Source organism: Serratia sp. CY33525 (assembly GCF_052169115.1).
GTDB classification, from domain to species: Bacteria; Pseudomonadota; Gammaproteobacteria; order Enterobacterales; family Enterobacteriaceae; genus Serratia; species Serratia sarumanii.
In genome coordinates this window covers 201,035-214,194 of the sequence record NZ_JBJNLK010000005.1, presented here as the reverse complement: position 1 = coordinate 214,194, position 13,160 = coordinate 201,035, and the positions used below count along the sequence as shown (strand labels likewise).

Below are 13,160 nucleotides of genomic sequence, written 5' to 3'. Positions count from 1 at the left end.
TTAAATCAGAACCCAAACGCCGGCGTTTTCCACGCCCAGCACTTTACCGGCAACAGGACGCACGTCGCTGTTGCTGGTTTTCGCCACAGTCTGGCTGTCGGCAACAAAACACTCTTTGCCAATGTCCGCCTGGGTGACGGCATCGCCGCCCAGGTTGGCAAAGAACCAGGACTTGCCCCGACGCACCAGGGCGACAGCGTCACCTGCTGTACCGGCGCTGTTGTCGGCATAGCCATCGGAAACACCCAGCGTCACCTGCGCAGCCACAGCGGTGGCCAGTACGGCAAAGCCGGCAGCATTGCCTGCGACAATATGGCCACCGAAGATTTCGGTGCTGGCCGCGATGGGAACCGGGAACAGCTCGCCATCTTTATAAGGGGTATTGCGATCGGTCATTTCTTGTCTCCCGCATATTTGGCAATGTCTGCCGGGTCAGTACCCATCATGGCGCTGAGCGCCACCGCAGCGGCCAATTCATCATCCGAATCGTCCAACGATGGTGCCAGTTTTGCCCCTGCAGGTGGTTGGCCACCGGTCTGGGTAGTCGTGAGTGCCGCGATTTTCGGAGCCTTGTCCAGGAACGTCTTGAGGCTGTCCGGGTTGGCTTTCGCCAGTCCCTTCGCCCAGGGCTCTTGTGCTGGTAGCAAGCGGCCATCGGAAAGTGCAGCAGTGATCAAGGTGTCACATTCACGCGTAGCCAAATCCGCTGCAGACGTTACGCCCGCATGGGTCACTGCCTGGCTGATGGACTCCTGCATGACGGCCACCGCTACCCATTTGGACGGATCAGGATTTTCCACCTGGGCGCTCAATGCAGCCGTTTGGGCGGCGTCCTGGGTCAACTTGTCAATCAGGTTGAAGGGATTAGCCGACAGCGTCTGAAACGAGGCTGCAGCCGTGCCGGCATCAGCGCCGAGCAGTTGATCAATCAACTTGTTGAGCTCGGCAACAATGTCTTCCTTCGTGGCGGTGATCGGCAGATTCAACATCCAGCGAAGGCGTTCGAGTAGTTCATCCATTGTGGAAGTACCTTTTGAGGTTGAGCCAGCGGCCAGGAGAGAGGCGGCAGCAAGCATCACTTCCTCCATCCCATCCAGAGCCGGTGTATTGGTCAGCGCGGCATTGATGATTTGCACCACGTGGCCAGATTCGTTGTAAGTAAAAACGGGGGAGATAAAGAGGTATTCGCCCTTGGCGATCATTTCTGCTGCAGCGTCCGTCCACTGAACATCGACAGCAAACAGACCTTCTTCACGCCATTCAAGCGTATGGAACCAGCCAGCCGCTGGCGCAGGCTGACCGTTGGTTGCTGCACGCAAAGTCTGGTGTTCGTAGTCAATGACATACGGCGTGGCACGTTCCACCGCAGTCGCAATAAGCGGCTTGGCAATGTCGGCCGTCATCAGCCAGTGATCGCATTCCGTTGGGCGACCATCACGAGCACGGAATTCACCAGCAGGGAAAAGCTGGATAGTGCCGTGATTCGCTTTGGTGATTTCGATGGCCAGTGCGGCGATTTTTAGTTTCATGCCGCCGAGAATACGCATCGGCGAAAAGTGGATTCAGGTGAAGGGGTTCAGTGGGGTAATCAGGGGGAAACGGTCGACGATCATCTTGCCACTACCCTGTAGGCAATGACAAGACGCCCAATCGTTTTTAAACCGTTTTTAAAAACGCCAAACGGGTGTAGAGACGAACGTATGTAGGCGGAGGAAAGAAAAGTGCGCCACGGACGTTACAGGGCGTTTTAGCTTATGAATCAATAACGCGCTGAAGATAGGTTTTTGCCGTCTCTTCCATGTCATCAACGTCGCTTTCGGTCAGGTGCAGGAATGGCCGCGCCGGCATCTTGATTTGATAGCCTGGTATTGTATTCCATTCGCTGTAGTTGGCTTTCGATTTCCTGGCAAACCGGTTGTTGAGCGAGCCATCCTTGCGCTGATGGTAGTACGCCCGCTGACTGCGTGCCGGGATGTTGATCTTGCCGCCTTCCTGGTGAATGCGAGCGTAAACAACATTGGTGCCGACCAATGCCTCATCGTTGCTGCTCTGCTGGCTAATGCTGCTGACCAATCGCCCGGAGCGCTGCAGGATTTTACCGCCCGCACGTTTCTTGGCATACGCAGGACTCCATCCCATCCAGGCAGGACGGCCCTGATTCTTGAAGTTCTCCTCGACGGCATCACCCATTGCCGCCGCCAGCTCGCGCATCAGCGGTTCGCGATGCTCCAGCTTCTTGATGAGCTCGCCCAGGGCATTCTCAAAGTCGGAGACATTGTACGTGATGTGATAGACCGCAGACATTACAGCCCTCCATTAACGACAGGGAGTTGGCCAAGTTGTTGCATCTGTGCCGACGTGAGTGCCGCCCCTTGATGCATCAGCGTGACGGCAAGCCCCGAAACGTCAGTATCCAGTGTGGCAACTACGCCGAATTGCTGCTTACCCTGGCGGCAAACATACACCAGGCTATCCCCATCCAACAGCGTCGCTTCTGCCGAACGCAGTAATGTTGGCAACTCTTGCCACAGTGGCCCAGGTGAAGAAACAACAGCATGATCGCTGACGGACAAAATCGCCGATGTCGGCGTACGGCCGCGCCTCTCCAGCGCGGTGAGTGTTTCAGGCGAAACCGCCCCCAGATGGTGCAGGTCACCGCTGGGCTTCTGGCGGATAAGCACCTGATCAACCCAGCGTTTAACGCCACCTGAAACAGCATTTAACACGGTTTTATCCGCCAGGGTTTCGTTGACGGCTGTTGAGGCTAACCGTGGCGTGGCAGTCGCTGACTTGTCCATGAGTCGTTGTCCCAGCGCGGCCAGGTTGCCCTGGCCAGGGTTATGGCCAAAGCCGGCATCCGGGGTATAAAGCTCATTGTTGATGCGCAATGCCTGGACTTCCCGCGTATCGCTCGGCCCCCAGGCTTGTTGCACTGTGACAATGCGCCCCTCGCTGGATTGAACCTGGATGCCATACCGCTCGACGTCGGCAGCCGAACGCGCCCGGACACGGCAACGGCATCCATAACCATCGGGCGGATACATAAACTGCCACACCGGATCATCATAGCGGGCAGTAAACCCATTGAGGGCCGCATGACGTGGGCGTGTGTGCCTGTCCATGACGGCAACTCGCTCCCAGAACGGCCGAAACTCCGCGTTGGCCAACTGTTCTTCATAGCGGCCAGCGTTGTAGCTGGACTGCATATTGGTTTCAAAGATGGTACGTAGCCGGCGCGGCGTCAGTTGCTTCCCTTCCAACACACCATCTTCATCGGCCACCAGGCCTTTACCCAGCCAGCCTTTTTGCACCAGGTAAGGCATCAGTTGCTTTTCAAACTGGGCGAGTGTCTTGCCTTCCTGCAGGCTGCTCGTCAACCCTTTGCGAATGTCCTCCAGCACGTCCACTTTGAGTACACCGGCTACGGTGAATGCCGTTGCGTGCGCTCGTGCTTCAACGTCATGCCAGTTGAAACCGAGGGTATAGCCCTTACTCTCGAAGTAGCGAATGGCCTCAGCCGGTTTCAACCCGATGGCATAGGCCAGATCCACATCAGCTGTCGGCATTCAGACGCCCCCAGATATCAGCGACAAAGATAGCCTGGCTCAGCAACTGCTGCAGCTGGCTATCATCCAGATCGGGATAGCTGGCTGCGATGATGTCCAGTGCATCATCCGGGGTATTGCCCTGACTGAGCGCAGTAACCAACGGGGTTATCAACTGTTGCATGGCGTTGTTGATGGCTTCTGGCACCGTCTGAGCATTATCCAGTGCCACCTGCGACGGGTCGTCAATATCCGCTTCCGTGCTCAGCGCGGCAAAGGAACGGAACCGGGATTGTTGCTGTGACAATCGCGCACCAGGCAATACCGGTGCAGTAGCCGGGGGGGACAATACCTCGTCGCCCTTCTGGGGAAGAGGGATACCAATTTTCTTATGTACCCAAGAGGCCGGGATAGTTTTCAGACCTGCCGTCACCAGGGTAGACACCCCCTCGGCAAACTCCTTGATGTTCTCCAGTTCGCGGGTATCAAAGACGAGTCGTGGCTGGCGGCGAGAGCTCACCTGATAGCCATTGATGGCCAATAACATACGGATGAAACCGCGATAGAAACCCTCGATTTGACGTGCATCGGCGATCAAAATGTCGTGACGGACATCGTTATGCACCTTGCCGAGGGCATTGGTGGAGCTTTTGCCGTCGGCCTGACTGGTGAGCGTTGCCCCCAGAATGACTTTTGATGCGGTACGTTCGGCCCAGTTGACCATAGCAACAAACGGATCTGCCTGACCGCTGGCCGCCGTCAAGAATTCAATCTTGGTGCCTTCGGGGATAATGCCAGCGGCATCATGCCCTAACGTCACCAGGGCTTCTAATAATCGGTCTTTGTCGTCGTCCGTCGCACCGGCGAGGTAGGTGCCGACGCGTGCAGGTAAACCGTAGATCTCCAGGAACTCGGCCAGATCACGAATGCCGTAGTTCTTGAACAGGTATGGCCACACCAGCACGCGATAGAGCCCTGATTGGGCCACATACCCGGATTTGGCGTTATGGGTATGCACCAGCCAGCCGAAAGGCCAGAGCTCGGCACCGTTCATGCTGCCATCACTGAGGCGGATCTCATCGCCGGCTTCTGGATTGGTACAGAACCAACGGTGTGGGCGCAGCTTGATTTTGCTTGGGAGCCAGATTTTGTCTTCCAGCTCCCACTTTTCAATTTCCTGTGCGGCAAAGCCATGCCCGATCGCGTCGGCAGCATTGAGGGTAATATCTTCAAACTCCGGGATATCCTTCATCCAGGCGGACACCATCTCAGCTATCTTCTTCTCTTCGTCCGTGGCGTTCTCCGGGGGCTCAATACTCCAGTCCAGGGTAAGCAAGGCGTTTTTGCGCTTGGCCATCTCAGAAAATATGTGACCATCACGTTCGATCATGTCCTCGAACAGGTCAGCCTGTGCGGCCAAATCACCGCGCTCAGCCGCTTCCAGGATGCGCGGTAGCCGGCGAATGGTCATCCCCTTAGAAGGATGTTCCGGCCACATGCGGTTGAGACTCGCCATCTTGGTTGTCTGGGGCGTCTTCAACACTTCGCGATTAATCGGGCGACCAAACTGGTCGAGGATTTGTACCATTACCAACCTCCAGAACCGAACCGGCTACCACGGCTGTCGCCACGGCGCGGAACGCGGGTAAAATTAAAATTGCCGGCACCCGACACCGCCAGCGCCCAGAGCATATGCAGGGCATCCGGGCCATCATCGTGATCGGCTTTAGGGAAATGACGCAGTTGGTCAATCAAGGTGTTTTGGCTCGGGTGCAGGCGGATCAGGCCGTTGGCCATATGTGGCTGCAGCGATTCGATGCGCAACAATTTATCCGTATGGGGCTGCACGGCGCGGGCGGGAACGGGAACTCCGGCAATGGCCGAACGCTTCACCAGCTCCGTGCGCAGAAACTCCTGAAACTGGACGGTTTCAATCGCCCAGACCAGGCAGGCATATTCGCGCTGCAGCTCGATGATGTCGGAAATAATCCGATCGGGAACACGCTTGCGGATGCGGGCTTCAACCACATCCAGAATGCCGGTGTGTCGATTAAAGCCGCCGACGAGTAGCGCTGACGGGTCACGGCTTGCCCCAGCCTTCCCAAGTGAAGGGTCACAGGAACCGTAAAACAGCCATTCATTCAGACGGTTCACCCAGAAATTGATGCAGCCAGTAAATGGCGCATCTTCGCCGCTGACTGGGTCATTCTGATATTCAGCATCAAAGGTACTGTGACCATCCCTGGCGCGGATCAACATCAAGGTAAGCAGAGGGCGAGCCAGCCAGGACACCACCGCACCGGCTTCCATCTCCAACTGGTGCAGCAGATAGAAGGCATTGGCCAGCGATTCACCGTCCTGATCGTTATTGCGCAGGATTTCCTCCCACTTGTCCCAGAGCTCCATGTTGTGGGGCCAGGCGATCAACGCTTTGAAACGGGCAGACCGCCATAGCGGATTGCGGAGCGTGCGGGATAACACCGAGTCATAGTGCAAGATGGTGCCGATGTAGACCACATCGAATTTCGCGCCAGCACCGCCTAACGGCAGCACGGTCTTTTTGAGCCAGTTCTCAACCTTGTCACGCTGATCCGGATTACGTACCTGCTCATCGTTCTCAATATCGTCCAGCACACACAGATCGGGACGGTATGGCCCATGCCGCAAGCCACGCAGTTTTTTGCCTGAGCCGGCCACCTGCACCTTGATATCGTTGCGGGTGAGGATAGTCCCCATCTGCCACACGCGGCCCTGACCGCACACCTCCGGGAAGTCCATCAGCAAACGGGGGTTGAACTCCAGTTCAGCTTTGATGGCTTCCAGCATCGGATAGGCTTGGTCGATGGAGTCCATTACGATGACCGGGTAATGCTTGATGGCGCGAATGATGCACCACAGCACGAACAACTGACTGACCAGGGTAGATTTGGCTTCGCCACGCGGAGCCGCTATGGCATCGTTCTCGCCTTTATCACTGGCCACAATCTCCGGCAACCGCTTAAACAGGTATTTATGCAGCTCGCTTTTATCCTGGTGGCGGACGTAGTGCGGGAAATAGTTCTCGACAAAATACGCATACCCGCCAGCCGGGTCATTCACATGATCCCGACGTTGCGCGATGGCGGTAGCAGAAGGATCAAAGCCGACATCCTCCGCCTCAATAGTACGGCGCAGGCTGGCGGCAAGTTCGGCGAGCTCTAACTTGAAGTCACGCGCAGAGAATTTTTTAGCCATATTTAAACGCCTGTTAAAGAGGCATTAATCCTCATCGCTGGCCAACGCCTCGTTGACGGTATTGATAAAACGCGCCTGCGCTTTATAGATGGGTTCACCATAACCAGGCGTCAGCGAAAGCCGCTCGCCGTCGCTGGTTACAACGGTGCAATAATCGCTGTACTCACGGCGTTCTACGCGGATGACCTGGCTGGCCATCACGTATTGGCCATCCGAGACTTTAATGAGTTTGTCAGCCATACAGTTTCTCAACCTCTTCACCAAAGGGCTCTAACACTTCCACGAACGCCACAAGATGCTGAGGGTGCTTTTCGGCAATGAAGGCGCTGAGCTTGTTGATCACATCCAGGGCAATCGCCAACTGGTTCGTTTCAGGCAGGATTTTCTTACTGGCCGAAATGGCCTTGTTGAACGAGTCGCCCAGGCTGGCCAGCAGTTCGACACGCTGAGGGGCTTTCAACTCGCTGTCATTGGTCAGCAGCTCCATCGTTGTCTGATACTGGACGAGCATGCTGGTTAAAATGGCGCGGCCGGTTTCTTCCACTGTGCCGCCTGCAAGCACATGCGCGGAGCGCAATGCATCCCAATCATCGCCTTTATCCTGCGCCTCTTTCTTCCAGCGGCGAGCGGAGACGAAAGACACGCCTACCTGCGATGCGGCGATCTCCAGCGACATCTGCCCGAAGATATAAGCCCTGCGCAGCTTGTCCCTTATTTCCGGCGAGTACGCCATACCTACAGCCCCAATCGAGCTTTAATAAAGAGGATGCCGGTAGTGACAACACCACCACCAATCGTCCCGGCGACACCACCGGCAATCGCGCCCTGGCGTGTAGCAACGGATTTCACCTCGTCGATGTTGTTCTCAATCCGTTCCAGGCGTTGATTGATCTCGGACAGCAGCGCCAGCTCTGTTGTGGTTGCCGGCCCCCGACGATGACGCGTCGTGCGTTTAACCATGATGGTTTCCTTTATCCGCTTTGCGGTCTAATTTTTGGTCGATGTGTTCTACTGTGCGTTTAACGTCTTGTAGCAATTGAAAAAATGAGTTCTCAGTACGCATGGCATCATCACGGCGCTGGTAATCGGCGCGGATGGCCTCTATCGAGCGCCGGAGCTCTTTGAGTTCATTAAAGAGTGAGCGAACAAAGCCAATGAGTCCGGCCGTAGCCAGGCCCAACACGGTGTTGACGATGAGATCGGTGTTCATGGGGCCCCCTCCCGCTTGTACCAGGCGTTGAGCCCTCGCAGCCTGGCTTCTAGCGTTTGGCACCATTCGCCGTAGTCGGCGGCGTGATTGATGATGCCACCGGCAGAGAGTCCGCCACCGGCGCTGGCGGTTTCGGTGGAATGGCCAGCAGCTCCGGGGGCGGCATCGGACAGACGTTCGTCACAATCGGAATAGCCGAGGGCGGAGGTGTAGAGACACAGCCCGCGAGGGCCAATACCGGTAAAGCCCACATCATTTTTAACCGCATCTTTGATTGCCTTTTTCAGCTTGGTTGAGGTCTGCTGCAACTGTTGCTCACGTTGTTGCAATTGCCTGGCGAGTAATTGGGCTTTCAGCTCCGCTTGCTGGTATTTGGCCACAGCCTCGGCCAATGCCATCGCTTGCTGCTCGGCGGTGTGGGCGCGTTGCGCCTGTAGTTGGCTGATGGTGGTCTGTGATGCCTGCAGCTCATTGGCGCGTGTACCTGCGCCCACCTTGTAAGCCAACGCCGCGCAGCCCAAAGCCAACAGGTAGGCAAGCCAGTAGGTTTTAACGTGTTGCCAGAGGTAAGGGAGAATGAAGAACTCAGTTGGCATCAGAAGTCCCTCCGGCGGTGGCTTTATCGCGTTTGATGGCCACGTGTTTGGAAGCCTGGGACTGGAATACAAATGCACCCAGGTAAGCGACATACAACCACTCTTCAAGATGACCAGCGGCCGTCACCCAGATCAGCACGATGGAAGCAACCAGGAACGCGCCGACCAAAGTCGTATCAGACGTGGACAGACGTCCGGTGGCGGGGTTGGTCACAAGCTCAGCGAGGCGGCTCAGAAAAAAGGTTCTCAGCGGCATAAGACGCCCTTTGCCTGGGTAAAGTAGTTCTGGCGTTCAGCCAGGCCGTTATCGCCGCCATTGATTACGCTGGTGAGTCCGGCAATGTCGGCGCGGTCAGCATAGGCATTACAGCCATTGTCGAACCAGAACCAGCCGGCAGAACTGGCCGCATGAACATCCATTTCCAGCAACTCTGGATGTGCGATTAAATCCAGTTCCAGGGCATGGCCACAGCGCAAATAGTTATCGTAAAAGGTGATCTGCTTGAGGCCCCGGCCACGGTATCGCCAGCCATCCTCCGCATCCACATTGCCATAGCGACCGCCGTAAACCAGGTTGGCAATCTCCGTCTGTCGTGCGGTCGGAACGATGACCTCACTGGCTTTACGCCCCAGTCGTTCAGCATCGACGCGGCTGATGCGTTTGCGTGGGAATGTGTTCAACAGGCCGGGCACGGAATAATTGAGGTTTTCGACGGTGCGCTTGAATCCGGCAGACTCAACGCGGATTTGCGAGAGAAACGCCGCTTGCCGCTGTGGGGTATCAATGCCGAATTCCGCCATCGTAGAAACCAGCAGATCAAACCACCGTTGTGATAGTGCCGGGGTGATGCTGACAGCACGGCAAAAAGATTCGGGAGTGAACATAAAAAAGCACCATCCAATTGATTTAGATGGTGCCAGTATTACGAGTGGGGGATGATGAATTCAGTTGAAAGGGTTCAGTGGTAATTTAATTTAGATGTCACCCTCAATACTTTTTTCCTGCAGTTTTTTATACATAGCATCGTATTGAGGAGATGTATAGATCAGGTGTGTTTTATCCTGCTTCGTTTCTGGATCACGGGTCACGTTGATGATGATTGTATCTTTATCAAATCTCACGTTAATGTCACCACCAAATGATTGAGCTCGTTCAAATTCCTCAGATGTAAAACTTGACGATGGTTCACCATATTTTTTCTTTAAGCTATCAATGACCGACATGGTGTTATTTCCGATGGGAATCGCAAGCCTTTCAAACTTTCCATCGATGAAAAATGCCACAGCAAACGTATTCCCACCAGAAAACTTGAAGTTTTTGCATACGTACGAATCTATACCATTAACAATATTTCCGTCATATTTTTTCCAAGTACATAACTTACTTGCGTTAAGCTCATTAAAACTAGCGCCAAATTTAACGCCTTTATAACCATCGATTGCCATAACAGAAGATGATACAGCAAATAAAAACACCCCGAGAGAAATTGATTTTAATTTCATTACATCCATCCTTAAAATAAAGAGTCTTGCTGTGATGATGTATTTGCTTTATTTTCAGCCAAAAGCCCCCAAGCAAAACGATCACTAAATCCATACTTTGGACAAAGCCGCGTCATAACCATTAATGATGAAACTCCGCTATCGCGGAGTTCGGTAAACTCATGCAGAAATGAGCGGTTTCGCAACTCGCGTAGAGCCCGATCGCACCGGGGCAGGTAAAGAACCTCCCCGCCAAAGTGCTTAACCAAAAGTCGTGCATTATCAGCACCAATAGCCTCGCGCAGCATCGAAGCTCGTGTGGCACCCAAAGCACGTAACCCTTTACCTACGGGGAAAGTTGTACCGCCAAAAAGCTCAAGCAGGCGCTGGGTTGCCGGGTAGCCGATCAAATCAGCTATCTGCAAGACTGACTCCGGCAGCAATTTCTTCACCTGCTCAAGTTCCATAGCTATTTACCTTCTCGTTTCGCACGCCTTTTGGCGTCGATAATAAGCGCTTGCATGAGTTTACTTAACTGCTCAGTAGTCAACCATTCGATGCGTTTAACCTGGAACATATGATCGCACATTTCCTCGGCATAATTCCATGGCCGTTTCGCATCTGCAAGCATAGCTTCAATTTTTGACAATAAAGCCTTGTGTGAGTTGGAAACTCGCGGCCTACGCCCATGTTTAGCTGCCTGCCGAGGAAAACCCTGTTCATGCATATATTCTCTTACAGTCTGCAATTCTTCAAGACTGCATTTAGTTGACGAGGTTTTACCATTACAAAGCCGGGCCAGTGCCTGACGGTAAGTTGTATCGTCCCAACCTAGAAAAGCCTGACCGGCTTTAATCGCTCCGATAAGGCCACGTTGTGATGGTGTTAAAACCATAATATTTACTCCGCGATTTTTATTGCCATTATCGCAGGCACTCCGTAAAGCACCTGCTGTAATGACCGCGAAACTATCGATAAAGAGGAAAGTAAACCTGTTCAACGTTGATTGTACCTGCGTAGCTACGCTCATATTCTTCGCAGGAAATCAAACGACCACTGAGGCGATTTTCCCAAGCAGCAGGAGTTTGCACTTCCACACAAATGTCCAATTCAGCCAAAAGGGCTGCTACAACCTCAGGATTTGCCGCATGTATAAAACCAAGTGTAGTTTTAGCGCCATTCGATTGTTGCCATGCTTCCAGCCCAGCCGGCAGTTGTTCCTTAATCGCTATAATAATCTGATTGATATTCATATTTTTCCTTTTACACATGCGCTGCACAAATCCCCGCTGACCCAGTGACAACCACCGATGCAGGCTTTGCGCCAGGTACACCCACAGATACAGCAGCTTTGGGTTTCATCGACTGTCACCCGGAATGTCCCTGCCTGATATTCCAGGCCTTCACTGATCCGTGTTACCGTAACCCGCTGCAGGGGGCCGAAAATCTTACCTGCTAGCCGTTCTACCGCACCTTTGGCGCTGGCCGTGTTGGAGGCTTGCTTACCTTGGTATCGGGCAACGTAGGTGCCACCGGTCATACGGCCAATGATTTCAATGCTGTCATCGGTATTCACTCGAACCTCCACAGTTTTTTATGACGCTCAACGGCTTGTTTCATTTCCACTCGAGCAGCATTGGTGTGAACCTTGTTGCCTCGTGGATCGTAAAATTGAAAACGAGAACGTGTAGGTAATCGGGGATATTCGATCACCGAAGCTTTGTTCGTCAGGTTGTAAACGCGTTTTACACCGCTATCCAGGTGCTGACAGTCTGTTACGGTAAGAAAATTAGCCATTGATATCTCCCAGCGATATACGTAACCGTTCGTTTTCTTTTTCCAGGGCAGTTACTCGAATAGCCAAATTATCTCGCTGTACTTTAATTGCCGCGTGGTCTTGGTATTCCACATATCCGCCGTCGGGTATTTCACGCATAAATGCGATTTCATGCGACATATGCACTGAGCAATCCGGGGTATAACGTTTCATTCGGCCACCCCTGGATATTTCCAGCCACGCACACAAAAATCAGAACGGCTACGACACCAATGCTGATTGATTGCACTGGTGGCTAAATCCGCCGCCACAAGCCACAACGGGGCTGCATCGGCAAACTGATTAACCTGCTCACAAAGGCGGGCTTTTTCTGCCAGTGACCAGAAACTGTCAGCAGACGTGATATCCGGTCGAGGCAGTTCCAGCGGCTCAATCTTTTTACGAGCTGCGCGAGGAATAACAGGTGATGGATTTTTGATTGTCCCTGGCAAACCATAAATACGCAGCTTGCCTTTCCATCCACGATCAATTCGGCCGTGGTTGACATCCCACGCTAGCAACGCACCAACATTGTTAACCTCAACGTCAAGGCCATCAGCTAATTCTGCTGCTGTTGATGGGCCACGCTTAGCCAGGGCCAAACGGATTAACTCGCTTTTAGATTTATTATTTCCCATTTCTATAATCCTCAGCAGCCGTAGAATATTCAGTGCCGGTTATTTCCACCGCGCCAAAATCCAAGTCAGGCTTGGCGCTGGTATTAAAATAAATCGTGTCTTTAAATCGGAAAATCGCAATACCACAGAGAAATAGCATTCCCCAATCCAAACCGAGACTTGACCATAAATGTTCGCGGGATACCGCCTCACCGGGATAGCCTTCATCCCACAGCGCCCATAGTGCCCGTGACTCTTTACTCAACCCCGTTGGCGCTTTGCGTTTCGGTGTGGTGGTGTAGCGATTGGCCGACGTGGCTGCCGTCCACAGGGAAGGATGGCCGAACGTTGGTACGCCATTAGGGAACGCTACAGCATAAAAATGATGGCGGGTCGCATCCGTGTTATAGACGGGTTTAGCACCGAACTTATTCGCAAATTCTTTGGCTTTATCGTTCAGCTCTTTGCGTTTGAGGCATTCAAAATCCCATGCCTGAATAGCCGCTTTCTTATCAATTTTATAAAAACTCATAATTACCCCCAGATAATTGAACCAAGCCAAATCAGGCTGCTCACCCACACCACACCAATAATTAAGACGCCACTCCAGACACAACGACGAGAAACATAAAATTCTTTTTCCATTTCAGAACCTCATGA

Annotated in this window: 22 protein-coding genes; all 22 read right to left on the bottom strand. The window is 53.4% G+C overall.

The features are described 5' to 3' along the window. The 22 genes from ACJ8IM_RS14935 to ACJ8IM_RS14830 all read right to left on the bottom strand — a co-directional run bounded on the left by ACJ8IM_RS14935 (position 1) and on the right by ACJ8IM_RS14830 (position 13,032). A complete protein-coding gene (locus ACJ8IM_RS14935) occupies positions 1-396 on the bottom strand; it encodes a hypothetical protein (RefSeq protein ID WP_308317527.1) in 396 nt (131 codons plus the stop codon). After that, on the bottom strand, positions 393-1,529 hold the full coding sequence (locus ACJ8IM_RS14930; RefSeq protein ID WP_308317549.1) for a phage protease: 1,137 nt from the start codon (positions 1,527-1,529) through the stop codon (positions 393-395). Before ACJ8IM_RS14930 ends, ACJ8IM_RS14935 begins: the two co-directional genes overlap by 4 nt. 223 nt (positions 1,530-1,752) lie before the next feature. Next, positions 1,753-2,304, bottom strand: a complete 552-nt coding sequence (locus ACJ8IM_RS14925; protein WP_308317528.1) for a phage virion morphogenesis protein — start codon at positions 2,302-2,304, stop codon at positions 1,753-1,755. Then, positions 2,304-3,566: a phage head morphogenesis protein gene (locus tag ACJ8IM_RS14920; RefSeq protein ID WP_308317529.1), complete on the bottom strand. Its 1,263-nt coding sequence runs from the start codon at positions 3,564-3,566 to the stop codon at positions 2,304-2,306. Before ACJ8IM_RS14920 ends, ACJ8IM_RS14925 begins: the two co-directional genes overlap by 1 nt. Further along, the gene (locus ACJ8IM_RS14915; RefSeq protein WP_308317530.1) at positions 3,553-5,133 is read right to left on the bottom strand and encodes a DUF935 domain-containing protein; all 1,581 of its coding nucleotides are present in this window, start codon (positions 5,131-5,133) and stop codon (positions 3,553-3,555) included. The genes ACJ8IM_RS14920 and ACJ8IM_RS14915 overlap by 14 nt, the downstream gene beginning before the upstream one ends. Further along, on the bottom strand, positions 5,133-6,779 hold the full coding sequence (terL, locus tag ACJ8IM_RS14910; protein ID WP_308317531.1) for a phage terminase large subunit: 1,647 nt from the start codon (positions 6,777-6,779) through the stop codon (positions 5,133-5,135). Before terL ends, ACJ8IM_RS14915 begins: the two co-directional genes overlap by 1 nt. A gap of 24 nt (positions 6,780-6,803) precedes the next feature. Then, positions 6,804-7,019 carry a hypothetical protein gene (locus ACJ8IM_RS14905; protein WP_308317532.1) on the bottom strand — a complete coding sequence of 72 codons (216 nt, stop codon included), beginning with the start codon at positions 7,017-7,019 and terminating at the stop codon, positions 6,804-6,806. Next, on the bottom strand, positions 7,012-7,512 hold the full coding sequence (locus ACJ8IM_RS14900) for a DUF1804 family protein (protein WP_308317533.1): 501 nt from the start codon (positions 7,510-7,512) through the stop codon (positions 7,012-7,014). The genes ACJ8IM_RS14905 and ACJ8IM_RS14900 overlap by 8 nt, the downstream gene beginning before the upstream one ends. Before the next feature lie 2 nt (positions 7,513-7,514). Then, positions 7,515-7,739 carry a hypothetical protein gene (locus ACJ8IM_RS14895; protein WP_174575208.1) on the bottom strand — a complete coding sequence of 75 codons (225 nt, stop codon included), beginning with the start codon at positions 7,737-7,739 and terminating at the stop codon, positions 7,515-7,517. Then, positions 7,732-7,989: a hypothetical protein gene (locus ACJ8IM_RS14890; protein WP_060423590.1), complete on the bottom strand. Its 258-nt coding sequence runs from the start codon at positions 7,987-7,989 to the stop codon at positions 7,732-7,734. The genes ACJ8IM_RS14895 and ACJ8IM_RS14890 overlap by 8 nt, the downstream gene beginning before the upstream one ends. Continuing rightward, complete coding sequence (locus tag ACJ8IM_RS14885; protein ID WP_308317534.1) at positions 7,986-8,585, bottom strand: hypothetical protein; 600 nt, start codon at positions 8,583-8,585, stop codon at positions 7,986-7,988. Before ACJ8IM_RS14885 ends, ACJ8IM_RS14890 begins: the two co-directional genes overlap by 4 nt. Further along, positions 8,575-8,841, bottom strand: a complete 267-nt coding sequence (locus ACJ8IM_RS14880) for a hypothetical protein (protein WP_308317535.1) — start codon at positions 8,839-8,841, stop codon at positions 8,575-8,577. The genes ACJ8IM_RS14885 and ACJ8IM_RS14880 overlap by 11 nt, the downstream gene beginning before the upstream one ends. Next, on the bottom strand, positions 8,832-9,470 hold the full coding sequence (locus tag ACJ8IM_RS14875) for a glycoside hydrolase family 19 protein (protein ID WP_308317536.1): 639 nt from the start codon (positions 9,468-9,470) through the stop codon (positions 8,832-8,834). The genes ACJ8IM_RS14880 and ACJ8IM_RS14875 overlap by 10 nt, the downstream gene beginning before the upstream one ends. Before the next feature lie 90 nt (positions 9,471-9,560). Beyond that, entirely contained in the window at positions 9,561-10,088 is a 528-nt protein-coding gene (locus ACJ8IM_RS14870) for a hypothetical protein (protein WP_308317537.1), read from the bottom strand. Between the two features lie 11 nt (positions 10,089-10,099). Continuing rightward, on the bottom strand, positions 10,100-10,534 hold the full coding sequence (locus ACJ8IM_RS14865; protein ID WP_308317538.1) for a Mor transcription activator family protein: 435 nt from the start codon (positions 10,532-10,534) through the stop codon (positions 10,100-10,102). A gap of 2 nt (positions 10,535-10,536) precedes the next feature. Further along, positions 10,537-10,962 (bottom strand): gp16 family protein, encoded by a 426-nt coding sequence (locus tag ACJ8IM_RS14860; protein WP_308317550.1) that lies wholly within the window; start codon positions 10,960-10,962, stop codon positions 10,537-10,539. A gap of 73 nt (positions 10,963-11,035) precedes the next feature. Next, entirely contained in the window at positions 11,036-11,320 is a 285-nt protein-coding gene (locus ACJ8IM_RS14855; RefSeq protein WP_308317539.1) for a hypothetical protein, read from the bottom strand. After that, positions 11,317-11,643, bottom strand: coding sequence for a hypothetical protein (locus tag ACJ8IM_RS14850; protein ID WP_308317540.1), 327 nt, complete (start codon positions 11,641-11,643; stop codon positions 11,317-11,319). The genes ACJ8IM_RS14855 and ACJ8IM_RS14850 overlap by 4 nt, the downstream gene beginning before the upstream one ends. After that, on the bottom strand, positions 11,640-11,864 hold the full coding sequence (locus ACJ8IM_RS14845; protein WP_308317541.1) for a hypothetical protein: 225 nt from the start codon (positions 11,862-11,864) through the stop codon (positions 11,640-11,642). The genes ACJ8IM_RS14850 and ACJ8IM_RS14845 overlap by 4 nt, the downstream gene beginning before the upstream one ends. Next, on the bottom strand, positions 11,857-12,057 hold the full coding sequence (locus tag ACJ8IM_RS14840; RefSeq protein ID WP_308317542.1) for a hypothetical protein: 201 nt from the start codon (positions 12,055-12,057) through the stop codon (positions 11,857-11,859). The genes ACJ8IM_RS14845 and ACJ8IM_RS14840 overlap by 8 nt, the downstream gene beginning before the upstream one ends. After that, positions 12,054-12,521 carry an ANR family transcriptional regulator gene (locus ACJ8IM_RS14835; protein WP_308317543.1) on the bottom strand — a complete coding sequence of 156 codons (468 nt, stop codon included), beginning with the start codon at positions 12,519-12,521 and terminating at the stop codon, positions 12,054-12,056. The genes ACJ8IM_RS14840 and ACJ8IM_RS14835 overlap by 4 nt, the downstream gene beginning before the upstream one ends. Continuing rightward, positions 12,511-13,032: a hypothetical protein gene (locus ACJ8IM_RS14830; RefSeq protein ID WP_308317544.1), complete on the bottom strand. Its 522-nt coding sequence runs from the start codon at positions 13,030-13,032 to the stop codon at positions 12,511-12,513. The genes ACJ8IM_RS14835 and ACJ8IM_RS14830 overlap by 11 nt, the downstream gene beginning before the upstream one ends. Positions 13,033-13,160: the final 128 nt, after the last annotated feature.

Coding starts and splice junctions, on each gene's coding strand:
- ACJ8IM_RS14935 (WP_308317527.1), bottom strand. CDS start 396: ATGACCGATCGCAATACCCCTTATAAAGATGGCGAGCTGTTCCCGGTT.
- ACJ8IM_RS14930 (WP_308317549.1), bottom strand. CDS start 1,529: ATGAAACTAAAAATCGCCGCACTGGCCATCGAAATCACCAAAGCGAAT.
- ACJ8IM_RS14925 (WP_308317528.1), bottom strand. CDS start 2,304: ATGTCTGCGGTCTATCACATCACGTACAATGTCTCCGACTTTGAGAAT.
- ACJ8IM_RS14920 (WP_308317529.1), bottom strand. CDS start 3,566: ATGCCGACAGCTGATGTGGATCTGGCCTATGCCATCGGGTTGAAACCG.
- ACJ8IM_RS14915 (WP_308317530.1), bottom strand. CDS start 5,133: ATGGTACAAATCCTCGACCAGTTTGGTCGCCCGATTAATCGCGAAGTG.
- terL (WP_308317531.1), bottom strand. CDS start 6,779: ATGGCTAAAAAATTCTCTGCGCGTGACTTCAAGTTAGAGCTCGCCGAA.
- ACJ8IM_RS14905 (WP_308317532.1), bottom strand. CDS start 7,019: ATGGCTGACAAACTCATTAAAGTCTCGGATGGCCAATACGTGATGGCC.
- ACJ8IM_RS14900 (WP_308317533.1), bottom strand. CDS start 7,512: ATGGCGTACTCGCCGGAAATAAGGGACAAGCTGCGCAGGGCTTATATC.
- ACJ8IM_RS14895 (WP_174575208.1), bottom strand. CDS start 7,739: ATGGTTAAACGCACGACGCGTCATCGTCGGGGGCCGGCAACCACAACA.
- ACJ8IM_RS14890 (WP_060423590.1), bottom strand. CDS start 7,989: ATGAACACCGATCTCATCGTCAACACCGTGTTGGGCCTGGCTACGGCC.
- ACJ8IM_RS14885 (WP_308317534.1), bottom strand. CDS start 8,585: ATGCCAACTGAGTTCTTCATTCTCCCTTACCTCTGGCAACACGTTAAA.
- ACJ8IM_RS14880 (WP_308317535.1), bottom strand. CDS start 8,841: ATGCCGCTGAGAACCTTTTTTCTGAGCCGCCTCGCTGAGCTTGTGACC.
- ACJ8IM_RS14875 (WP_308317536.1), bottom strand. CDS start 9,470: ATGTTCACTCCCGAATCTTTTTGCCGTGCTGTCAGCATCACCCCGGCA.
- ACJ8IM_RS14870 (WP_308317537.1), bottom strand. CDS start 10,088: ATGAAATTAAAATCAATTTCTCTCGGGGTGTTTTTATTTGCTGTATCA.
- ACJ8IM_RS14865 (WP_308317538.1), bottom strand. CDS start 10,534: ATGGAACTTGAGCAGGTGAAGAAATTGCTGCCGGAGTCAGTCTTGCAG.
- ACJ8IM_RS14860 (WP_308317550.1), bottom strand. CDS start 10,962: ATGGTTTTAACACCATCACAACGTGGCCTTATCGGAGCGATTAAAGCC.
- ACJ8IM_RS14855 (WP_308317539.1), bottom strand. CDS start 11,320: ATGAATATCAATCAGATTATTATAGCGATTAAGGAACAACTGCCGGCT.
- ACJ8IM_RS14845 (WP_308317541.1), bottom strand. CDS start 11,864: ATGGCTAATTTTCTTACCGTAACAGACTGTCAGCACCTGGATAGCGGT.
- ACJ8IM_RS14840 (WP_308317542.1), bottom strand. CDS start 12,057: ATGAAACGTTATACCCCGGATTGCTCAGTGCATATGTCGCATGAAATC.
- ACJ8IM_RS14835 (WP_308317543.1), bottom strand. CDS start 12,521: ATGGGAAATAATAAATCTAAAAGCGAGTTAATCCGTTTGGCCCTGGCT.
- ACJ8IM_RS14830 (WP_308317544.1), bottom strand. CDS start 13,032: ATGAGTTTTTATAAAATTGATAAGAAAGCGGCTATTCAGGCATGGGAT.